General features: G+C 71.6%; 14 protein-coding genes. 4 read left to right on the top strand and 10 right to left on the bottom strand.

Annotated features, from left to right (window positions below):
* Window positions 1-352 precede the first annotated feature (352 nt).
* A complete protein-coding gene (locus tag ACZ56V_RS19265; protein WP_398916348.1) occupies window positions 353-1,756 on the top strand; it encodes an NAD(P)/FAD-dependent oxidoreductase in 1,404 nt (467 codons plus the stop codon).
* Window positions 1,753-3,003 carry an NAD(P)/FAD-dependent oxidoreductase gene (locus ACZ56V_RS19270; protein WP_468943674.1) on the top strand — a complete coding sequence of 417 codons (1,251 nt, stop codon included), beginning with the start codon at window positions 1,753-1,755 and terminating at the stop codon, window positions 3,001-3,003. The genes ACZ56V_RS19265 and ACZ56V_RS19270 overlap by 4 nt, the downstream gene beginning before the upstream one ends.
* Window positions 3,004-3,024: 21 nt before the next feature.
* On the opposite strand, the gene ACZ56V_RS19275 is transcribed toward ACZ56V_RS19270, so the two are convergent.
* On the bottom strand, window positions 3,025-4,005 hold the full coding sequence (locus ACZ56V_RS19275; RefSeq protein WP_468943676.1) for a lysylphosphatidylglycerol synthase transmembrane domain-containing protein: 981 nt from the start codon (window positions 4,003-4,005) through the stop codon (window positions 3,025-3,027).
* A gap of 108 nt (window positions 4,006-4,113) precedes the next feature.
* On the opposite strand from ACZ56V_RS19275, the gene ACZ56V_RS19280 reads away from it, so the two are divergent.
* The gene (locus tag ACZ56V_RS19280) at window positions 4,114-5,994 is read left to right on the top strand and encodes an ABC transporter ATP-binding protein (RefSeq protein ID WP_398916345.1); all 1,881 of its coding nucleotides are present in this window, start codon (window positions 4,114-4,116) and stop codon (window positions 5,992-5,994) included.
* Window positions 5,995-6,007: 13 nt separating this feature from the next.
* On the opposite strand, the gene ACZ56V_RS19285 is transcribed toward ACZ56V_RS19280, so the two are convergent.
* The 9 genes from ACZ56V_RS19285 to ACZ56V_RS19325 form a co-directional block, all read right to left on the bottom strand.
* Window positions 6,008-7,789, bottom strand: coding sequence for an ATP-binding SpoIIE family protein phosphatase (locus ACZ56V_RS19285; protein WP_468943680.1), 1,782 nt, complete (start codon window positions 7,787-7,789; stop codon window positions 6,008-6,010).
* Window positions 7,790-7,902: 113 nt separating this feature from the next.
* Window positions 7,903-9,507 (bottom strand): glycoside hydrolase family 13 protein, encoded by a 1,605-nt coding sequence (locus tag ACZ56V_RS19290; RefSeq protein ID WP_468943683.1) that lies wholly within the window; start codon window positions 9,505-9,507, stop codon window positions 7,903-7,905.
* Between the two features lie 143 nt (window positions 9,508-9,650).
* Complete coding sequence (locus ACZ56V_RS19295) at window positions 9,651-10,526, bottom strand: carbohydrate ABC transporter permease (RefSeq protein ID WP_398916339.1); 876 nt, start codon at window positions 10,524-10,526, stop codon at window positions 9,651-9,653.
* 18 nt (window positions 10,527-10,544) lie between these two features.
* Window positions 10,545-11,504, bottom strand: coding sequence for a carbohydrate ABC transporter permease (locus tag ACZ56V_RS19300; protein ID WP_356363983.1), 960 nt, complete (start codon window positions 11,502-11,504; stop codon window positions 10,545-10,547).
* 67 nt (window positions 11,505-11,571) lie between these two features.
* Window positions 11,572-12,987, bottom strand: coding sequence for an extracellular solute-binding protein (locus ACZ56V_RS19305; protein ID WP_398916337.1), 1,416 nt, complete (start codon window positions 12,985-12,987; stop codon window positions 11,572-11,574).
* Between the two features lie 150 nt (window positions 12,988-13,137).
* Entirely contained in the window at window positions 13,138-14,151 is a 1,014-nt protein-coding gene (locus ACZ56V_RS19310) for a LacI family DNA-binding transcriptional regulator (protein ID WP_468943688.1), read from the bottom strand.
* 59 nt (window positions 14,152-14,210) lie between these two features.
* Window positions 14,211-18,503, bottom strand: a complete 4,293-nt coding sequence (locus ACZ56V_RS19315) for a discoidin domain-containing protein (protein WP_468943691.1) — start codon at window positions 18,501-18,503, stop codon at window positions 14,211-14,213.
* Between the two features lie 258 nt (window positions 18,504-18,761).
* The gene (locus ACZ56V_RS19320) at window positions 18,762-19,772 is read right to left on the bottom strand and encodes a LacI family DNA-binding transcriptional regulator (RefSeq protein WP_398916881.1); all 1,011 of its coding nucleotides are present in this window, start codon (window positions 19,770-19,772) and stop codon (window positions 18,762-18,764) included.
* A gap of 38 nt (window positions 19,773-19,810) precedes the next feature.
* Window positions 19,811-20,758: an endonuclease/exonuclease/phosphatase family protein gene (locus ACZ56V_RS19325; RefSeq protein ID WP_468943695.1), complete on the bottom strand. Its 948-nt coding sequence runs from the start codon at window positions 20,756-20,758 to the stop codon at window positions 19,811-19,813.
* A 258-nt stretch (window positions 20,759-21,016) separates the two neighbouring features.
* Between ACZ56V_RS19325 and ACZ56V_RS19330 the strand changes: the two genes are divergently transcribed.
* Window positions 21,017-22,747, top strand: a complete 1,731-nt coding sequence (locus ACZ56V_RS19330) for a carbohydrate-binding module family 20 domain-containing protein (RefSeq protein ID WP_468943698.1) — start codon at window positions 21,017-21,019, stop codon at window positions 22,745-22,747.
* Window positions 22,748-22,817: the final 70 nt, after the last annotated feature.

Consider the following 22,817-nt stretch of genomic DNA (forward strand, 5'->3'; position numbering starts at 1 on the left):
GGGCCGGTGTGACGCACGGCCGACACCCCGGAGACGGCCGCCCCGGCAGGGCCGGGCACACGCCTGCCCCACCGGGTTCGGACACGCCGGACGCCGCGTCCTTCCGCGGAAGCAGGGAGCGGCCGTCCCGGCTCGCCCCGCGACGACCTGCCGCCTCGTTCCCGGCGCCCGTGCCGCGCGGTCCCGGAGACCTGCCCGGACGGCGGACTCGCGAGGCGGCCCGGGGCGCCGGGAGTGCCGTCGGGCGGGGCGCCACCGGGTGGCCACGTGCCGGTCGGCCGGTGGGTCGGCCGAGCCCCCGGACGGAGGCGCACCGTGTCCCGGGCGGGGCGCCGCTCGAAGGGAGCCCCGTATGACCGTCACCGTGTCCGGGGCCCTGCCCGTTGAGCCGTACGACGTGGCGATCGTCGGGGCCGGGGTCGTCGGGTGTGCGATCGCCCGGCGGCTCGCACACCACCCGGAGCTGCGCGTCGCCCTCGTCGAGGCGCAGGACGACGTGGGGCAGGGCACCTCCAAGGCGAACACCGCCATCCTGCACACCGGGTTCGACGCCGTGCCCGGCTCGCTGGAGGCCCGGCTCGTGCGGCAGGGCGCCCGCGAACTCGCCGCGTACGCCGCCGAGTCGGGCATCCCCGTCGAAAACGTCGGCGCCCTGCTCGTCGCCTGGGACGCGGAGCAGCTCGCGGCGCTGCCCCGCCTCGCCGAGAAGGCCGGGCGCAACGAATACCACGACGCCCGCATCCTCGCCCCCGCCGACCTCTACGCCCGCGAACCCCACCTCGGCCCCGGCGCGCTCGGCGCCCTGCACGTACCCGGCGAGAGCATCATCTGCCCGTGGACGACCACCCTCGCGTACGCCACCCAGGCGGTCCGTGCCGGAGTCGACCTGCACCTCGAATCACCCGTCACGCACGCCGGCCGCACGGACGGCGTGCACCGGCTCGACACCCCGCGCGGCCCGCTGCACGCCCGACGGCTCGTCAACGCCGCCGGACTGCACGCCGACACCCTCGACCGGAGCCTCGGCCACGACGACTTCACGGTCACCCCGCGCCGGGGCCAGCTCCTCGTCCACGACAAGTTCGCCCGCGCCCTGGTCCGCCACATCCTCCTGCCCGTCCCCACCGCCCTCGGCAAGGGCGTCCTCGTCGCCCCCACCGTCTACGGCAACGTGCTGCTCGGCCCCACCGCCGAGGACCTGGACGACAAGCGCGACACCGGCTCCACCGCCGAGGGACTGCGCCGCCTGCGCGAACAGGGCCGCCGCATCCTCCCCGCCCTGCTGGAGGAGGAGGTCACCGCCGTCTACGCGGGCCTGCGCGCCGCCACCGAGCACGACGACTACCGGATCGCCGCCCACCCCCACCAGGGCTACGTCACCGTCGGCGGCATCCGCTCCACCGGCCTCACCGCCTCCCTCGCCATCGCCGAGCACGTCACCGGCCTGCTCGCCGGCACCGGCCTCGACCTCGGCCCCCGGCGCCCGCTCGAACCGGTCCGCATGCCCCACCTCGGCGAGGCCACCCCCCGCCCCCACCAGCGGCCCGACCTCGTCGCCGCCGACCCGGAGTACGGCACCCTGGTCTGCCACTGCGAACGCGTCTCCCGCGGTGAGATCCGCGACGCCCTCGCCGGACCGGTCCCGCCCCGCTCCCTGGACGGACTGCGCCGCCGCACCCGGGCCCGGGCGGGCCGCTGCCAGGGCTTCTACTGCGGTGCGGCGGTCAGGGCGTTGTTCGAGGAGGCGCAGGGGTGACAAGTCGACACATCGATGTCCTGGTGGTGGGCGCCGGCCCCGCCGGACTCGCCGCCGCGTCCCTGCTCGCCACGGCCGGCGCCCGCGTCGAGGTACTGGAGCGCGAGCAGTCGCCCGGGGGAATGCCGAGGCACTGCGCCCACCGGGGCTTCGGCAACCGGACGCGCGCGCTGACCGGCCCGGCCTACGCCCGCCTCCTCGCCGACGCGGCCGTCCACGCCGGAGCCGGCCTGCGCACCGGTGTCACCGCCCTCGACTGGGCGGGCCCGCGCGCCCTCACCACCGTCGGACCCCGGGGCGTCCGGACGCTCGCCGCCCGCGCGGTCGTCCTGGCCACCGGCGCCCGCGAACGCCCCCGCGCCGCCCGCCTCGTCCCCGGCACCCGGCCGGCCGGCGTCTACACCACCGGCGAACTCCAGCAGGCGGTCCACCTGTACGGGCAGCACATCGGCACCCGCGCGGTGATCGTCGGCGCCGAGGCCGTCTCCCACGCCGCCGCCGGCACCGTACGGGCGGCCGGAGCCGAGGTCGTCGCGCTGGTCACGGAGCTGTCCCGGGCCCCCGCCGCCCCCGTGCGGACGCTGACGGCACGCCTGCGGCACCGCACCCCCGTCCTCACCGGCACCACGGTCACCGAACTCCTCGGCCGCGGACGCCTGTCGGGCGTGCGCGTACGGCACCGCGACGGCCGTACGGCCATCCTGCCCTGCGACACCGTCGTGTTCACCGGCGACTTCGTCCCCGAGCACGAACTCGCCCGGCGCGGCGGGCTGACCCTGGACGAGGGGACCCGCGGTCCCGCCGTGGACGGCGCCCTGCGCACCTCACGGCCCGGCGTCTTCGCGGTCGGCAGTGTGCTGCACGCCGTCGAGAGCGCGGCCACGGCCGCCCGTGAGGGCGCGCACGCGGCGAACGCCGTACGCGACTGGCTGACGGACGGCGCGGGCCCGGACCCGTCGGACCGGACGGACCCGTACTGGCCCGGCGGTGTCCCCCTGGTCGCCGAACCGCCCCTGCTGCGCATCGCCCCGAACCGCGTCACTCCGGCCGACCGCTTCCCGTACCTCCTGCGCACGGGGGTCACGCTGCCCCGCCCCGTCCTGTACGTCACCCAGGACGGCCGCCCCCTGCACCGCGAGCGGCTCCAGCTCACCGCGGCCGTCCCGCACCGCCCACTGACCCTGACGGCACGCTGGACGCACCGGGTCGATCCCGACGGCGGACCGGTGCACGTCACCGTCGCCTGACCTTCCGGTCCGCACGCCCGCTCAAATCACCCGCATCCGCACCAGCGCGGCCAACGTCAGCGCCCCCGGCAGCAGCGGGAGCCACACCGTCAGCAGCCTGAACGCCAGCACCACCGCCGTGGCCACGGCCGCGGGCCCGCCCGCCGCCACCAGTGCCACGACCAGCGCCGCCTCGACCGAGCCGATGCCGCCCGGCGTGGGCACCAGCGCCACCGCCACCGTCGCCGCCAGGTACGCCACCGCCATGTGCCCGACGGGCAGCGCCAGTCCCAGCGACCGGCCCACCAGAACCAGCGCCGAGGCCTGCAACGCCGGGAAGGCCAGCGCGCCGCCCCACAGCGCCAGCGCGCGAGCCGGCCGGGCGTGCACCGAGCGGGCCTCGCCCAGTGCCGTCCGCAGGAAGGAGACCAGCGCACCACGCAGCCGCGGCAACAGCGCCAGCGCCCCCGCCGCCACCACCGGGACCGCGCCGGCGGCCACCAGCAGCGGCCCCACGGCGCCTTCGGGCAGCAGCGTGCCGAGCCGCAGCGCACCGGGGAACGCGATCAGCAGGACGCCCAGCAGCGCGAGGCGGCCGACGCTCTCCGCCAGCAGGTACAGCGCGAGCGCCGCCGAGGAACGGGCGAGCGGCAGCCCGCACACCGTCATGAACCGCAGGTTCACCGCGCTCGCGCCCAGACCCGTCGGCAGCAGGTGGTTGGCCGCGCCGGCCGCGAACTGGGTGGCCACCAGCCGCCGTCGGGGCAGCCGCTCGACCACCGCGCCCTGCCGGGTGCAGGCGGCGGCGACCCAGGTCAGACAGGTCGCGCCGGCCGCGGCCAGCAGCCAGGGCCAGCGGGCCGTGGCGAGATGGCCGAAGCCCTCCGCGAGCACGGACCGGTGCCGGACCGCGACCACGCCCACCAGGAGCAGCGGAAGCGCGCACAGGACCCGGCGGACCGGGACGCGGTGCAGGAGTGGCTTCTCGGGGACTCGAACCGCTGTCGTCACAGCACAAGACATTCCCCCAGACGCGCCAACTACGAGTGGCCGACGCGCGGACACCGGCTTACGGACCGCCGGCCGCGCCGCCTTGACCTCAAGGTTGGTCGAGGTTCTACGGTCATCGGCATGAGTATGGAGACCACGGCGTGGACGCAGCTGTACAGCGTCATGAACGCCAAAGACGAGCGCCGCCCCTTCGCCCGCGCCACGCTGCGCCGCATCGGCGCGTTCGCCCGTCCGCACCGCCGCCGCATCGTCCGGTTCCTGCTGCTCGGGGTGGCGACCGCACTGCTCGCTGTCGCCACCCCCGTCCTCGCCGGAAAGGTCGTCGACGCGATCGTGTCGGACGGCGACGAGGGCACGGTGGTGCGCCTCGCCCTGCTCATCGCGGTCATCGCCCTCGCCGAGGCGGTACTCGGCATCGCCTCCCGCAGGCTCTCGGCGACGCTCGGGGAGGGACTCATCCTCGATCTGCGGACGGCCGTGTTCGATCATGTGCAGCGCATGCCGGTCGCGTTCTTCACACGCACTCGTACGGGAGCGCTCGTCTCCCGACTCAACAACGACGTGATCGGCGCCCAACGCGCCTTCAGCAACACGCTGTCCGGCGTGGTCAGCAACGTGGTCACCCTGCTGCTCACCCTCGCCGTCATGCTGACCCTGTCCTGGCAGATCACCCTGCTCGCCCTGGCGCTGCTCCCGGTGTTCGTGCTCCCCGCCCGGCGGATGGGCCGCCGCATGGCCCGGATGCAGCGCGAGGCCGCCGCCCTCAACGCCGCCATGGGCACCCGCATGACCGAGCGCTTCTCGGCACCCGGCGCCACCCTGATCAAACTGTTCGGCCGCCCGGAGGAGGAGTCCGCCGAGTTCGCCGAACGCGCCCGCCGCGTCGCCGACATCGGCGTGCGCACCGCCACCGCCCAGGCCGCCTTCATCACCGCGCTCACCCTCGTCTCGGCGCTCGCCCTCGCCCTCGTCTACGGACTCGGCGGCTTCTTCGCCCTGCGCGGCTCCCTGGACCCGGGCGCCGTCGTGGCGCTGGCCCTGCTGCTGACCCGCCTCTACGCGCCGCTCACCGCGCTCGCCGGGGCCCGCGTGGAGGTCATGAGCGCCCTCGTCAGCTTCGAGCGGGTCTTCGAGGTGCTGGACCTGGCCCCGCTCATCGACGAGAAGCCCGACGCCCGCCCGGTCCCCGACGGCCCGGTCGCCGTCGAGTTCGACGACGTCCGCTTCGGCTACCCGTCCGCCGACAAGGTCTCCCTCGCCTCCCTCGAAGAGGTCGCCACCCTGGACACCCGCGGCGGCGAAGAGGTCCTGCACGGCCTCTCCTTCCGCGCGGAACCGGGCCAGACCATCGCACTGGTCGGATCGTCCGGCGCCGGCAAGTCCACCATCGCCCAACTGCTGCCCCGCCTGTACGACACCGACGGCGGCACCGTCCGCGTCGGCGGCGTCGACGTCCGCGACCTGAGCGCGCGGTCGCTGCGCGACACGGTCGGCATGGTCACCCAGGACGGCCACCTCTTCCACGAAACCGTCCGGGCCAACCTGCTCCTCGCCCGGCCCGGCGCCACCGACGACGAGCTGTGGACGGCGCTGCGCCGCGCCCGCCTGGCCGACCTCGTGCGGTCCCTGCCGGACGGGCTCGACACCGTGGTCGGTGAGCGCGGCTACCGGCTCTCCGGCGGCGAACGCCAGCGCATGACCATCGCCCGGCTGCTCCTGGCCCGCCAGCGCGTCGTCATCCTCGACGAGGCCACCGCCCACCTCGACAACACCTCCGAGGCGGCCGTCCAGGAAGCCCTCACCGAAGCCCTCCAGGGCAGGACGGCCGTGGTGATCGCGCACCGGCTGTCCACGGTCCGGGCGGCCGACCGCATCCTGGTGGTGGAGGCCGGCCGCATCGTGGAGAGCGGCACCCACGAGGAACTCCTCGCGGCCGACGGCCGCTACGCCCAACTGCACCGCACCCAGTTCGAGCGTCCGGTCCTGGACAAGGCCGCCTAGGTCCGCGCGGCCGCTACGGCGGGCCGGGCGACCCGGCCCGCAGTGGCAGGTCCTGCTCGGCCCAGACGACCTTCCCGCCGGGCGTGCGGCACGAGCCCCAGCGCCGGCACAGCATGTTGATCAGCTGGAGACCGCGCCCGCTCTCGTCGCTCACGTCCGCGTGCTGGATCTGTGGCAGGTCGGGGCCGGAGTCGGAGACCTCCACGGACAGCCGCTCGTGCCGCAGCAGCCGCAGCTCGCCGGGGGCGTTCCCGTACCGCAGGGCATTGCCCACCAGCTCGCTGACCACCAGCTCCGTGGTGTCGACCAGCTCCTGAAGCCCCCACCGCTCCAACTGCTCACGCACCGCCGTACGGGCCTGCCCGGCCGCCTTGCCGTCCGGCGGCAGCGTCCGCACGTACACGTCGCACTCCGGATCGAGCGGCCGGGCGAGGGCCGCCAGCACGATCGCGTCGTCCGACCGGTCGTCGCCGATCCGCTCGGCGACCGTCCGGCACGCGGCGGCATCCTCGGGCAGATCGTCGCGGAGCGCCTCGCGCAGCCGCTCCAGCTGGGTGCCCAGGTCGGCCGTGCGGGACCGGACCAGCCCGTCCGTGTACAGCGTCAGCCGGCTCCGCTCGGGCACCGGCCGCTCGACCGGGTCGTACGGGATCACGCCCGTCCCCAGCGGCGCCCCCGCGGGCACCTCCAGGAACGAGACGGTGCCGTCGGGCCCGGTCAGCAGCGGTGGCGGGTGCCCGGCGCTGGCGATGCGGAAGGTGCCGCCGCACGGGTCGTAGACCGCGCACAGACAGGTGGCGACCTGGTCCTCCTCCAGATCGCGGGCGGCCAGGTCGAGCCGGGCCAGCAACCGCTCGGGCGCGATGTCCAGCGCCATCAGGGTCCGGGCCACCGTGCGCAGCCGCCCCATGGTCGCGGCGGCGGCCAGGCCGCGCCCCATCACGTCGCCCACCATCAGCGCGGTACGGCCGCTGGGCAGCGCGACCACGTCGAACCAGTCGCCGCCCACGGCGGCCGGATCGGCGGCCGGGTCGTAGCACGAGGAGACGTCCAGGCCCGGGGTGCTCGGGCTGGACCGGGGGAGCAGCGCCCGCTGCAGGGTGACCACCTGGTCGCGCTCGCGCCCGTAGAGCCGGGCGTTGTCGATGTACACGGCGGCCTTGGAGGCCAGCTCCATGGCCAGCGCCACGTCGGTCCGGTTGAACGGCGCCCGGTGGCCGGCCCGGACGAAGTCGGCCAGTCCCAGCAGCACCCCGCGGGCGATCAGCGGCACCGCCAGGTAGGAGTGGACGCCCGCCCGGCGCATGATGTCCGACGACTCGCGCGAGGGGGCGATCACGGCGAAGTCCGCGCGCGTCATCCGGGACACCAGCACCGGTCGGCGGGTGGTGAGACACCGCTGCCCCAGCCGGTCGGCGGTGTGCACCGACAGCTCGCCCACGGGATCGGGCGCGAGGTTCAGCCCCTCGACCTCCGACACCGCCATGGCCCTGAGCCGCGGCGCCTCCCCTCCCGTGACCCGGTCGCCGTCCTGGAACCGCAGCACCGAGTCCAGCAGGTCCACCGCGGCGCCGTCGGCCAGCTCCGGCACGGTGAAGCCGGCCAGCTCCTCCGCCGTCCGCCGCACGTCGAGCGTGGTACCGATGCTCAGGTCTGCCGCGTTCAACCAGGCCAGCCGTCGTCGTGCGCCCAGCGCCTCCGACACCGACCGCAGCGCGCCCCGCGCCGCGCGGTGCCCGCTCACCAGGGGATTCGGAGGGCGGCGCAGCCCGCCCAGCCACGCTCGTTCCCGCACGCGTCGCCTCCTCCCACGGCCTCCTGACCCCGATTCTGCCCTGCCGCGGGACGACCGGCGACGGCGGACCCCCGTCGGCATCCGCACCGGCGGGGGTGGCGCCCGGGAGTTCCTCAGGCGCGCAGCCACACCGCCGTGTCGCCCGGCAGCCGGCCGGCCCCGTCCAGGGGCCCGCTGACGAGCAGCACGGCGCTGTGCGCGGGCAGCTCCACCGGCGCGGCGGACAGGTTGACGACGCACACCGGGCCGCTCGCCCGCCGGAACGCGAGGACGCCGTCCGGCGCGGGCAGCCACTCCAGACCGCCGTCGCCGAACCCCGGGGTGGACCGCCGCAGGCCCAGCGCCTCGCGGTAGAGCGAGAGCATCGAGCCCGGGTCCGCGCCCTGGCGGTCCGCCGCGTACGCCGACCAGCCCTCCGGCTGCGGCAGCCAGGGCTCGGTCTCCGAGCCGAACCCGCAGTACGGCGCGTCCGCGGCCCACGGCAGCGGCACGCGGCAGCCGTCCCGCCCCGGGTCGACGCCCCCGGAGCGGAAGTGCATCGGGTCCTGGATCCGCTCGCGCGGGATGTCGGCCTCGGGCAGGCCGAGTTCCTCCCCCTGGTACACGTAGACGGACCCGGGCAGGGCCAGCGTCAGCAGCGCGGCGGCCCGGGCGCGCCGGGTGCCCAGGGCCAGGTCGGTCGGGGTGCCGAAGGCCTTCTTCGCGAAGTCGAAGCCGGTGTCCGCACGGCCGTACCGGGTGACCGTGCGGGTCACGTCGTGATTGCAGAGCACCCAGGTGGCCGGGGCGCCCACCGGCGCGTGCTCGGCCAGCGTGTCGTCGATGGTGCGGCGCAGCCGGTCCGCCTCCCAGGGGCAGGACAGGAAGTTGAAGTTGAAGGCGGTGTGCAGTTCGTCGGGCCGCAGGTAGCGGGCGAAGCGCTCGGCGTCCGGCAGCCACACCTCACCGACGAAGACACCCCCGTACTCGTCGGCGACCTTGCGCCAGGAGCGGTAGATGTCGTGCAGTTCGTCCTGGTCGATGTACGGGTGCGGGTCGACGCCCTCCTCGAAGTCCGCGAGCGCGGGATCCTTCGCCAGCAGCGCGGCGGAGTCGATGCGTACGCCCGCCACGCCCCGCTCGAACCAGAACCGCAGCACGTCCTCGTGCTCCCGGCGCACCTCGGGATGGGCCCAGTTGAGGTCGGGCTGCTCCGGGGTGAACAGGTGCAGGTACCACTCGCCGTCCGGGACCCGGGTCCAGGTGCGGCCGGAGAACTGGGAGGGCCAGTCGTTGGGCGGCAGCTCGCCGTGCGCGCCGCGGCCGGGGCGGAAGTGGAACCGCTCCCGCTCCGCGCTGCCCGGGCCCGCCTCCAGTGCCGCCCGGAACCAGGCGTGCTGGTCGGAGACGTGGTTGGGGACGATGTCGACGATGGTGCGGATGCCCAGCTCCCGGGCCTCGGCGATCAGCTTCTCGGCCTCGCCGAGGGTGCCGAAGGCGGGGTCGATGGTGCGGTAGTCGGCGACGTCGTAACCGCCGTCGACGAGGGGTGAGACGTACCAGGGGGTGAACCAGACGGCGTCCACACCGAGTTCGGCGAGGTAGGGCAGTCTCGCCCTCACGCCCGCGAGGTCACCGGTGCCGTCGCCGTCGCCGTCGGCGAAACTGCGGGGGTACACCTGGTAGATGACGGCGTCGCGCCACCAGTTGTCGGTGCGGTGCGAGTTGGGGGCTGCCACGTGACGGTCCTTTCGGGCAGGGTGGATCTTCGCCGCCGGCCCGGACAGAGCGGGGCGTCGGACGGGCCGACGGCGAAGGTTGACGGGACGTGCCGGGGAGACGGGGAGGAGGGCGGGCGGCGAGCGCCTCGGCCCTGGAGCCCTCAGCCCTTGAGCCCTCCGGCGGTGAGTCCGCTCATGATGTTGCGCTGGAAGACCAGGAAGATGAGGAGCGTCGGCAACGAGGCCATGGTGAGCGCGGCGATCAGCACGTTCACGGGCACCCCGTTGGACAGGGAGTAGATCCCGACGTTCAGGGTCTGCCTGGCCGGGTCGGGCAGCGTCAGCATGGGCCAGAGGAAGTCCTTCCAGACGCCCACGATCGCGAAGATGGAGACCACGCCGAGGATCGGCCGCGAGATCGGCAGCACGATCGACCACAGCGTGCGCATCGGCGAGGCACCGTCCATGGAGGCGGCGTCGAGCAGCTCCCTGGGGATCGAGTCGAAGAACCGCTTCAGCAGGAAGATGTTGAAGGCGTTGGTCACCGAGGGCAGCCAGATCGCCCACGGCGTGTTCAGCAGGTTGCGCTCGAAGATCGGCACGTCGAGCACCGTCAGGTACTGCGGCACGACCAGCACGGTCGCCGGGATCATCAGCGTCGCCAGCATCAGGCCGAGGATGGCCTTGCCGAGGACCGGCCGGAGCTTGGACAGCGAGTAGGCCGCCGCCACGTCGAACACCAGCTGGAAGGCGAGCGCGCCGAACGCGTAGAACAGCGTGTTCCCCAGCAGACTCGCCAGGTCCATGACGTTCCAGGCCTGCGCGTAGTTGTCGGGCTCGAAGGACTCGGGCACCAGCGTCGGCGGGGTCTGCACGACCTCCTGGGTGTCCTTGAAGCCGCTGGAGACCATCCAGTACATCGGGCCGAGGAAGACCACGGTGAAGAGGGCGACGACGAGGCCGAACACCACCCAGTAGAGCGCCTTCCCGCGGGGGCGGGCGAGCTGGGCCGGTGAGATGAGTGTGCGTGTGGACATCGGTGGATTCCCCCGGCTCTACTCGTCCTCGGCGCGGCTGAGCTTCACGTACGCCGCCGAGAACCCGGCCAGCAGTACGAGGAGCAGCAGGCCGAGGGCCGCTGCGGCACCGTAGTTGTTGAAGTTGAAGGCGTACTGGTAGATGAGGTACACGACCGTGGTCGTCGAACCCTCGGGGCCGGCGCCGCCGGTGAGCAGGAAGGGCTCCACGAAGACCTGCATGGTGGCGATCACCTGCATCAGCAGCATCAGCGAGAGGATGAGCCGCGTCTGCGGGATCGTGACGTGCCAGATCTTGCGCAGCAGCCCGGCCCCGTCCAGTTCGGCCGCCTCGTACAGCTCGCCGGGGATGCCCTGGAGCGCGGCCAGGTAGATGAGCGCCGCGCCGCCCATGTTCATCCAGGTCGACGCGATGACCACGGAGAGCATCGAGAGGTCGGGGTCCTGCAACCACTGCTGCTCGGGCAGTCCGAAGAACCCGAACACCTCGTTGAGCATGCCGTAACCGGGGTCGTACAGGTACTTGAACAGCAGCACGGAGGCGACCGGGGGCAGCATCACCGGCAGGTAGACGAGCAGCCGGAGGTAGCCCTTCCCGTGCCTCAGTTCGTTGATGACGAGGGCGACGACGAACGGCACGGCGAAGCCGAGCACCAGGGCCAGCACGGTGAACAGCAGGGTGTTGCGCCATGCCTGCCAGAAGGCCGGGTCGTTGAAGACCGTCTCCAGGTTCTCCAGGCCGACCCAGGAGACCTCGCCCTGTTCCGTCTTCTGGAAGGCGAGGAAGAACTCCCGGACCATCGGGTACCAGGAGAAGAACGCGAAGCAGAGAACCGCTCCGATCAGGAAGCCGTGCGCGGTGAGGTTGCGCTTCAGGCTCCTGCCGAACGACCCGCCGCGCTGGGGCGGGCCGTCCACCGGCGGCTGGGCGTGGCGGGCTCTCGCCGCCTTGCTCGGGGTCAGGCTGGGGGCCGACATCGTCGCTCCTTGGGACTGATCTCATGGGCCCCGGGGGGCGGTGCGGCCCGCCCCCCGAGGGAGCCGGTCACTGCGTGGCCAGAACCTGGTCGACCTGCTGCTCCGCGCTGGAGAGCAGCTTGTCGATGTCGGCGTCCTCGTTGGTGAGGAGGCCGGACATCACGTTGTCCAGGACCTTGTAGACCTCCTGGGCCTTCGGCGGCTCGGCCAGGCCCGGGACCGGGTTGTCCATGAACGGCTTGAAGTTCTCGACCGGCATGGTGGCGTGCTCCAGGCGGGCCGCGTCGTCCTTCTTCTTCGACTCGTTCAGCCAGAAGTTGGGCTGCGGCAGGCCCACCGGCAGCTTGTCGGTCTTCTTGCGCGCCCAGTCGAACTGCCCCTTGCCGACGGTCAGGTTCTCGAAGTTCAGCCAGGCGACGGCCGCCTTGATCTTGTCGGAGGAGATCCCCTTCTTGATCATGTAGCTGTTGCCGCCGGCCAGGGTGTTCTTCTCGCCCGGGATCGGGCCCATGCCGAAGTTCTCGTAGTCGGCGCCGAGTTGCTGGACCATGTACGTGATGTCGTCCGGCGCGGCGAGGAACATGCCGAGCTTGTCCGTGGCGATCTGCTTCTGCAGGTCGCCCCACTTGAGCAGCTGGGTCTTGCCCATGCTCTCGTCCTCCCAGCGCATGGCGTGGAGGTTCTCGGCGACCTCCTTGCCCACCTCGTTGTTGAACGCCGCCTTCTTGCCGCTCTCGTCCACGACCTCGGCGCCGCGGCTGTACATCTGGGCGGTGAAGTGCCAGCCGCCGGTGTTGCCCGCGCTGTACTCGCCGAAGCCGGCGATGCCGTCGCCCAGGTCGGAGATCTTCTTGGCCGCGGTGCGGACCTCGTCCCAGGTGCGCGGCGGGGTGTCCGGGTCGAGACCGGCCTGCTCGAAGAGCTTGCGGTTGATCAGCAGGCCCATCGTGTAGTTGCTCGTGGGCAGGCCGTAGAGCTTGTTCTCGTGCTTGAGCGACCCCAGGACGTTCGGGTCGATGTCCTTCAGCGCCGGGACGGTCTTGTCGTTGACGTAGGCCGTGATGTCCTCGGCGCCGTCGTTGTCGAGCACCTGGGGCAGGTCGGTGAAGTAGGTGTAGAAGACGTCGGGCTGGGACTTGGCCTTGAGCATCGCCGTGAAGCGCGGCGGCTCCAGGCACTGGCCCGGGGTGGAGCGGCCCTCGATGGTGACGTTGGGGTAGGTCTTGTTGAACTCCTCGACGTCCTCCTGCCACTCCTTCAGCTCGGCCGCCTTCGCCTTCGGCGGCATGCAGTCGATGGTGAGCGTCACCTTGGTCTTCGGGTCCAGTGGAGCGGCCGGGTCGGAGGACCCGCTGCCGCCTTCGGAACCGCCGCCGTCGTCACTGCTGCTCGTGCCGCAGGCGGCGAGAGCGGTCAGGGTGAGAGCGGAGACGAGCGTGATGGCGCCGGCACGGCGAGTACGGCGGAACCGAGCACTTCTCATGGGTGGTCCCCTTCGGGCATGAACGTGGAAGGCGCCCCACCGCCGATGCGTTGTGGGGCGCCGCACACTCAACCACCGTGAACAAGTGAACGCAATATCTCGCGCTGATTTCGTAAATGTTTGACAGTGCCTCGACGGTCGGGGAACCCGCTACCGGACGGAGACCTGTGCGGTGGAGCCGCGGACGACGAGTTCCGGTTCGAAGAGCAGCTCCCTGTGGGGGACTTCGGTGCCTTGGATCTGGGCGCAGAGGAGGTCGACGGCGGCGCGTCCCATGGCTTCGATGGGTTGGCGGACGGTGGTGAGGGGTGGTTCGGTGCAGGTCATGAAGGCGGAGTCGTCGTAGCCGACGACGGAGACGTCGTGGGGTACGTGGTGTCCGTGGCGGCGGGCGGCGCGGACGGCGCCGAGGGCGAGGGGGTCGCTGGCGCAGATGATGCCGGTGACGCCGCGTTCCAGGAGGCGGGTGGCGGCTGCCTGGCCGCCCTCCAGGGAGAACATGGCCCGTTCCACGTGGGCGTCGGGCAGGGCGCCGTTCGCCGCCTCGGCGGCCTGCCGGGCGGCGGCCAGCTTGCGGCGGGAGGGGATGTGGTCGGAGGGGCCGAGCACCAGACCGATGCGCTCGTGGCCGAGCGAGGCCAGGTGCCGCCAGGACTGGCCCACGGCGACGGCGTCGTCGCAGGCGACGCAGGGGAAGCCCAGATCGGGGATGGAGGCGTTGACGAGCACCACGGGGATGTTGCGCTCGGCGAGCAGCCGGTAGTGGTCGTGAGGGGCGTCCGCCTGCGCGAACAGACCGCCGCCGGCGAAGACGACCCCGGAGACCTGCTGTTGCAGCAGCAGCTCGACGTAGTCGGCCTCCGAGACGCCGCCCTTGGTCTGCGTGCACAGCACCGGAGTCAGCCCCTGCTGGGCGAGCGCGCCCCCGATGACCTCGGCGAACGCGGGGAAGATCGGGTTCTGCAGCTCGGGCAGGACCAGGCCGACCAGACGGGCTCGCTCACCCCGCAGCTGGGTGGGCCGCTCATAGCCCAGGACGTCCAGGGCGCTCAGCACGGACTGCCGGGTCGTCTCCGACACCCCCGGCTTGCCGTTGAGCACCCGGCTGACCGTGGCCTCGCTGACCCCAACCTTCTTCGCCACCTGAGCAAGTCGTCGCGTCACAAACGCAAGACTAGCGCAAGTCTCCGCAAGAGACTTGCGCCAGTCAGTGCCTTCCGGGACTACGGATTGCGAATGATCTTGAAGGTGGACGTCGTGTTGCGGATGTCCACGGCGTTGTCGCTGAGCTTCAGCCCGTTGAAGGTGACCTCACCGACCGCCGGTCCCTGCCCGCCTTCGGGCATCTCGTTGGCCCACAGGCCGAAACCGGACTTGGCGTCGAACGCGTCACCGCTCTTGTGCGCGCCCGTGACGGAGACGTCGGTGAAGACGGTGTCCTTGATCGGGTACTGCGGCTGGCCTCCCACGTAGCTCGTCTGGAACATGATGCCGCTGTAGGTCGGGTCGACGATGTCGACGTGGTCGACCCTGATGCCCTGGAACACCTTGGACGCCGAGAACACCCAGATTCCGGGGAAGGTCTGCCCGTTCCAGAAGTGCCCGCCGGCCCGGACGATCGACACGTTCTCGAAGGTCGTCGGATCGGTGCCGAAGCCGTTCATCGGGTAGCCGAAGTCCAGCGAGCTGATCGTGATGCCCGAGTAGACCAGGGTGTCCGCGATGTGGATGTTCCGGAAGGTGTTGTTGTATCCGCCGTAGACGGCCAGACCCGCGGCACGCCAGGTCAGCGTCGTCGTGAGGTTCTCGTAGAGGTTGTTCTTCATGTCCGCGCCGCCCGCGTCGATCGCCGAGAAGAGCGCGAAGCTGTCGTCACCGGTCGCCCGGGCGTCGTTGTTGGACACCAGGTTGTCGGTGGAGCCGTTGGTCATGTTGATGCCGTCGGCGAACATGTTCCGGATCCGGGAGTTCCTGATCGTCATCCGGTCGGTGTTGGCGCCCCAGTACAGGCACACCATGTGCTCGTTCCAGATGTTGTCGATCACGATGTCCGAGGTGTTGGAGAAGTCGAACACCTTGCCGGGTCCGTCGATGCGGCTCGTGTAGTTGCCGAAGTAGGCGAAGTTCGCGAACGTCGAGCCCTTCGCGGTCGCCTCGGCACGGAAGCCGATGTCGGTGTTGTCCTGCGTGGTGGGCGCGTGGAACCGCGTGAACCAGGGACCGGCGCCGACCACCTTCACCGCCTTGCCGTACACCTGGAACTTGCTCGACGTCTGGTAGTCGCCGGGCGGCAGGTACACACCCACCAGCTTGCCCGAGGTGTCCATGCGGACCTTGTCCAGCGCGTTCTGCACGTCCTGGTGTGTGAACCCGGCCGGCACGGCATACGCCGCCGGGTCGGGGTTCGGCAGCGCGGAGACCTGCTCCAGGTTGACGAAGTCGATCGCGTAGTCGGAGGTGTTGGCCGCGTCCTTCTGCAGCCGGATCCTGCTGCCCGCCGGGACGGTCTCGCCCAGCATGAGGTGCGCCTCGTCGTAGATGTGCCGCGGGGCGCCCGCACCGGGGGAGTTGCCCGGCGAGGCCTCGGCACCGTACAGCCAGGCGTACTTCGACGTCAGCGGCAGCGCCTTCTTCATGACGCCGTCGACGTAGACGTCGAGCGTCGCGTCGATGCCGCCGCCGCCCGGCGCGTCCGGGATCGAGAAGCGGGTCACCAGGGTGTTGGTGTCCGCCTTCGTGGTGAACTCGACGTACTCGCCGGTCCTGTCGAGGTGGACGGCCTTGCGGCCGGACGCCTCGCCCGCGATGTCGCCGATGGTGCGGTTGGGGCCGACCACGGTGGCACCGCCGCCGACCGTACCGTCCTCCGCCTCGTACATGTCGTACGGCATGTTCGCCCCGCGCCCGACGAACAGCGGCTGCGTGGAGGCATTGTTCTCCCGTTTGACCGGCAGTTCGTTCGCGTCGTCGGCGACCGTGACCTTCAGGGAGTAGGAGCCGTTGGCCGCCTTCCAGGTGCCGAGGCTCACGGCCGGGGCCGTGGATCCGGCGGCGATGACACCGGAGTGCGCGCCGGTCAGGGTCTTGACGGTGCCGCCCTTGGCGTCGAGCAGGGTGAGCGTCACCGCGTGGCCGCCGCCCGCGGAGTCCCGGGTGCCCTGGTTCCTGAGCGCGACCTTGAAGGTCACGTCGTCACCGGCGGCCGGACTGGACGGTGAGGTGGTGACGGCGGCGGCGACCAGGTCGGAGCTCTGCACCGGCTTGACGACCAGCGGATCGGGCCGCGTGTAGGTGTTGTTGGTCTCGTTCTGCTCGATGATCTCGTTCGCCTCGTCGGCGACCGCGCTCAGTTCGTACGAACCGGCCTCGCGTGCCCCGACGGACGCGCTGACCGTGCTCTGCGCACCCGCCTCGAGAGCGGGGACGTCGGCGGTGGCGACCTTGGTGCCGCCCAGCCGGAGAGCGACCTTGCCGGCCGGAGTGTCCGCGGCGCCGCCGTTGCGGACGGTGGCGGACACCGTGATCTCGTCGGACTCGACGGGGGAGTCGGGCGACGTGGTCAGCTTCGTGACCTCCAGGTCCGGATTGGGCGCCGGGGTGCCGATGACCTGGAACTCGGCGACCTGCCCGGCCGTCGCACCGGTGTTGGAGGTGAACTTCAGCTGGACGTCCGCGGCCCGTTCGCCGACGGGGATCGTCACGCTGTTGCCGCCGCTCGCCGGGTCGAAGACATAGTCCTTCGCGGCCACCAGCGAGGTGAGGCCGGACGCGTCCTGGGCGCGGCCGAGCACCTGGATGTTCTGCGTGCGCCTCGACCAGCCGGCGTCGGGGTTGAGCTTGAGGACGACGCGGTCGACGTCCGCGTTCGCGCCCAGCTTCAGGGTCAGGGTGTTCGGGTAGCTGCCCGCCGCCCCCTCCCAGTAGGTGGAGGTGCTGTTGTCGTTGGCGTTCTCGGCGACATACGTGTGGATGACGGACGAGGCGCTGATCGGCTTGCCGACGGCCAGGTTCGAGCCGTCGCCGCCGCTGCCCGTGCGGGTCACGGAGTTGCTGTCGCCCGACTGGTTGCCGGCCGCGTCCTTCGCCCGCACGAAGTAGGTCACGTTCGCCGACGCCGGCTGGGTGTCGGTGTAGGTGGTGACGTCACCGGCGACGCTCTTGCGCAGCTGGTTGTTGGCGTAGACGTCGTAGCCGGTGACACCCTTGTCGTCGGTGGAGGCGGTCCAGGTCAGCTTGATCTGCCCGGCGGCCGGTTCGGTGAGGGCGAGGTTCGCGGGCGCGGTGGGCGCCTGGGTGTCACCGGTGTCGGCGCGGCGGGTGACCGGGTTGCTGTTGCCCGACTGGTTGCCGGCCGCGTCCTTGGCGCGCACGTAGTAGGTGACCGTCGTGCCGGCCGGCCTGGTGTCCGTGTAGGTGGTGACGTCACCGGCGACCGAGGTCAGCAGAGCGCCGTTGGCGTAGATGTCGTATCCCGTGACGGCCGTGTCGTCCGAGGACTCGTTCCAGGTCAGCCTGATCTGCCCGGTGGCCGGTTCGGTGAACGCGAGGTTCGCCGGCGCCGTGGGTGCCTGGGTGTCACCCGTCTCGGGACCGTAGACCTCCAGCTCGGAGACCTGGGCGGCGGGCTGGCCGGTGTTGGCCGTCACCCGGACCCGCAGGTAGCGTGCGGTGGCCGCGTCGAAGGTGATCGTGGCCGACTGGCCGCCCGCCGCGTCGAAGGTGTACGCCTTGTCGGCGGTGAGGTCGGTGAAGTCCGAGCCGTTGTCACTGGCCTGGATCTTGAGGGTCTGGCTGCGGGTCGGCCAGCCGTCCGGCAGCCGCAGGACGACGCGGTCGACCCGGCGCGAGGAGCCGAGGTCGGCCTGGAGCCACTGCGGCAGGGCGTTGTTGGCGCTTTCCCAGTAGGTGGCCCTGTTGCCGTCGTTGCCGTTGCCGGGGGTGTACGCGCCCGTGGAACTGCTCGCCGTCAGCCGCCGGCCGGCGGCGAGGTTCACGGACGACTCCCCGGCCGCGTGCACCTCCAGCTCGGAGAGCTGAGCCGCCTGCCATCCGGTGTTCGCCGTGATGTTCACCCGCACGAACCGTGTCCGGGCGGCGGGGAAGGACACGGTGACCGTGTTGCCCGAACCGGGAGCGAAGGCGTAGGTGGCGGACGTCTTCAGCGTGCTGAAGCCGGTGCCGTCGGCGCTGCCCTGGACGGAGAGCGTCTGGTCGCGGCTCTCCCAGCCGGCGGGCAGCTTCAGGACCACCTCGTCGATCCGCTCGGTGGCGCCGAGGTCGGTCTGCACCCACTGCGGCAGACTGCCACCGCCGCTCTGCCAGTAGGTGCCCTGGTTGCCGTCGGTGATGTTGGCGGCGCCGTACTCGCCGTGCGAGCTGCTCGCCGCCGTGGCGTCCCCCACGGCGATGTTGGGTCCACCGGCGGCCGTGGCCGACAGCAGCGGTCCTCCCAACGCCAGGAGACTGGTCGCGACCACGGTGCACAGGGCACGTGATCTCCAGTTCCGGTTTCTCATCTGTCCCCACATCAGGTAGACACTCAATGTTCGCTGACATTTACGCTGAGCGCTCGCAGAGTTGCAGAGAAATGTTGAGTCGTCTACAGGGTGAGCAGCGGAAAGTCGGCGCACGGCGGCGCCCGGTGAGGACGGTGAGAACCGGGCAGTCGTCAGGGCATGCCTCGGATCAGCGACTTTCACGGGCTACGTCGGGCAGCCGCAAGTCACTGTCATTTCCCGCAAGGAACTTGCGGTCGCGGAGGGGTGCGAGTGCCGCTAGCCGGCGGCCGGCTGTGCGGTGGAGCCGCGGACGACGAGTTCCGGTTCGAAGAGCAGCTCGCCGTGGGGGACTTCGGTGCCTTGGATCTGGGCGCAGAGGAGGTCGACGGCGGCGCGTCCCATGGCTTCGATGGGTTGGCGGACGGTGGTGAGGGGTGGTTCGGTGCAGGTCATGAAGGCGGAGTCGTCGTAGCCGACGACGGAGACGTCGTGGGGTACGTGGTGTCCGTGGCGGCGGGCGGCGCGGACGGCGCCGAGGGCGAGGGGGTCGCTGGCGCAGATGATGCCGGTGACGCCGCGTTCCAGGAGGCGGGTGGCGGCTGCCTGGCCGCCCTCCAGGGAGAACATGGCCCGCTCGACGAACTCCTCGGGCAGTTCCGAGCCGGCGGCCCGGGCCGACTCGCGGGCGGCGGCCAGCTTGCGGCGGGAGGGGATGTGGTCGGAAGGGCCGAGCACCAGACCGATGCGCTCGTGGCCGAGGGATGCCAGGTGCCGCCAGGACTGCTCGACGGCGACGGCGTCGTCGCAGGCGATGCACGGGAAGTCGAGGTTCTCGATCGACGCGTTGATCAGCACCACGGGGATGTTGCGCTCGGCGAGCAGCCGGTAGTGGTCGTGCGGGGCGTTCGCCTGCGCGAACAGACCGCCCGCGAACACCACACCGGAGACCTGCTGTTGCAGCAGCAGCTCGACGTAGTCGGCCTCCGAGACGCCGCCCTTGGTCTGCGTGCACAGCACCGGAGTCAGCCCCTGCTGGGCGAGCGCGCCCCCGATGACCTCGGCGAACGCGGGGAAGATCGGGTTCTGCAGCTCGGGCAGGACCAGGCCGACCAGACGGGCTCGCTCACCCCGCAACTGGGTGGGCCGCTCATAGCCCAGGACGTCCAGGGCGCTCAGCACGGACTGCCGGGTCGTCTCCGACACCCCCGGCTTGCCGTTGAGCACCCGGCTGACCGTGGCCTCGCTGACCCCAACCTTCTTCGCCACCTGAGCAAGTCGTCGCGTCACGCCCGAAAGGCTAACGCAAACACCGCAAGCGGTTTGCTTCAGTCCCAGATGACCCGGGCGGCGACCGGAAGGTGATCGCTGCCGGTGGCGGGCAGGGTCCGGAGGGCGCCGACGGTCCCGGCGCGGGCCATCACCTGATCGATCCGGGCCAGCGGAAATTCTGCGGGGAAGCTGAAGGCGAGGCCCCGCTCGGCCACGTTCAGCGCGTCGGTCAAGGGACGCAGCGCCCGGTCGTCGACCGTGCCGTTCAGGTCGCCCAGCAGGACCACCCTGCGCAGCTCCTCCCCGGCGAGGGCGTCGCCCAGCAGACCGGCGCTCTCGTCCCGCCGGGACGACGCGAGGCCGCTCGCCCCCGCCCGGACCGACGGCAGGTGCGCGACGTAGACGGCCACGTCACCGCGCGGGGTGTGCGCCACCGTCCGAAGCCCGCGCTCCCACGCCTCCTCGATGCCCCGCGGCTTGATGTCGAGGGGACGGGAGCCGTTGAGCGGATACTTCGACCAGAGCCCGACGGTGCCCCGGACCGCCCGGTAGGGATAGTCGGGGGCCAGGGTCTTCGCGTACACCTCCAGGGCCGGTGGCACCAGCTCCTCCAGTGCGACCAGGTCGGGCTCGGCACGGGCCAGGGCGCGCGCCGTGCCCGCGGGATCGGTGTTCTCGTCGCTGACGTTGTGCTGCACCACGACCAGGTCGTCGGGGCCGGGCTCCGGCGCGGGCAGGAGCAGCCCGCCGAAGAGGTACGTCCAGGCGGTCACCGGCAGGAGCAGGGCCGACAGGGCGAGCGCTGAGCGGCGCACCAGCGCCAGGACGAGCAGCGCCACGACGACCACGCCGAGCCACGGCAGGAAGGACTCCAGCAGACTCCCCAGCCCGCCGACGCCGTTGGGTACCGAACCGTGGAACGAGAGCAGGAGAGCGGTGCACACCGCCACTCCGGCGAGCACCCGTCCCCGCCCGCGGGCCCAGTCGGCCCAGTCGGTCGTCACGGCCCGTCTCCTCGTTCTGGATGGAAAGTTGCAGAAACTTCTTACAGCGGCGCGGAGTTGCCCATGGGCAGCGATGTCGTGAAGGGATGCGACGGGACGTGTCCAGAGGGTTGACCGTAGTTGAACGCCGCCCTTACGGTCACGACCGCAACCCCTTGCAGTCGTCTTGCTGCAACGTATTGCAAGCGTGTGCCGACCCCCCCCAGACACCCCCGGCACCGCGCTCCGGGACACCCGCATCCTCACACGGGAGGCTCCATGCACGGGAACACCAGCACTGCGCGAAGAGTCACCGCCGCGGCCCTCGCCCTCACCGCAGGTGTGGTGGGCAGCCTCCTCGCCACCGCCGCACCGGCCCAGGCCGCCCCACCCGGGGACAAGGACGTCACCGCGGTGATGTTCGAGTGGAAGTTCACCTCCGTCGCCCGGGCGTGCACCGACACCCTCGGGCCGGCCGGCTACGGCTTCGTCCAGGTCTCGCCGCCCCAGGAGCACATCCAGGGCGGACAGTGGTGGACCTCGTACCAGCCGGTGAGCTACCGGATCGCGGGCCGGCTCGGCGACCGCGCCCAGTTCAAGAGCATGGTCGACACCTGCCACGCGGCCGGTGTGAAGGTCGTCGCCGACTCGGTGGTCAACCACATGTCGGCCGGCAGCGGCACGGGCACCGGCGGCTCGTCGTACACCAAGTACGGCTATCCCGGCGTCTACTCCTCGAACGACCTCGACAACTGCACCTCGCAGATCAGCAACTACGGCGACCGCTTCAACGTCCAGGAGTGCGAACTGGTCGGCCTGGCCGACCTGGACACCGGCGAGGACTACGTACGGGGCAGGATCGCCGGTTACCTCAACGACCTGCTGTCCCTCGGCGTCGACGGCTTCCGCATCGACGCGGCCAAGCACATGGCCGCCGCCGACCTCGCCGACATCAAGTCCCGGCTGAGCAACCCCGACGTGTACTGGAAGCACGAGGCGATCTACGGCGCCGGCGAGGCGGTCTCCCCGACCGAGTACCTCGGCAGCGGCGACGTACAGGAGTTCCGCCACGCCCGCGACCTCAAGCGGGTCTTCAACGGCGAGAACCTCGCGTACCTCAAGGACTTCGGCGAGTCCTGGGGCTACCTGCCCTCGGACAAGGCGGCCGTCTTCGTCACCAACCACGACACCGAGCGCAACGGCGAGACACTCACCTACAAGGACGGCGCCGCCTACACGCTGGCGCACGTGTTCATGCTGGCCTGGCCGTACGGCAGCCCCGACGTCCACTCCGGCTACGAGTTCACCGACCACGACGCGGGGCCGCCGAACGGCGGGCAGGTGAACGCCTGCTACAGCGACGGCTGGAAGTGCCAGCACGCCTGGCGCGAGATCTCTTCGATGGTCGGCTTCCGCAACGCCGCCCGCGGCCAGGCCGTGACCGACTGGTGGGACGACGGCGGCGACCGGATCGCCTTCGGGCGCGGTTCGAAGGCGTACGTCGCCATCAACCACGAGGGCTCCTCGCTGACCCGTACGTTCCAGACGTCGCTGCCCGCCGGTTCCTACTGCGATGTCCAGTCGGGCAAGGGCGTCACGGTCGACGGGGCAGGCCGGTTCACCGTCACCCTGGCCGCCGACACGGCCGTGGCCCTGCACGTGGGCGCCCGCACCTGTGACGGAGGGAGCCAACCCGCCGACCCCGACCCCGACCCGGTCACCTCCGGCGCCTCCTTCGCGGTCGACGCCACCACCAGCTGGGGCCAGCACATCTACGTGACCGGCAACCGGCCCGAACTCGGCGACTGGAACCCGGACCGCGCCCTCGAACTCGACCCGGCCTCCTACCCGTTGTGGAAGCGGGACGTGGAACTCCCCGCGGGCACGAACTTCGAGTACAAGTACCTCCGCAGGGACGCGGCGGGCAACGTGACCTGGGAGAGCGGCGCCAACCGCACCGCGACGGTGAACACCACGAAGACCGGCCTGGACGACACCTGGCGCAACTGAGTACCACTCGATGAACAGGTGCGTGTGAGCAAGCTGACACGGGTGGGGAGACCGTGGTGGGCCGTTCGGG

The sequence above is a fragment of the Streptomyces sp. NPDC034099 genome (assembly GCF_055575415.1).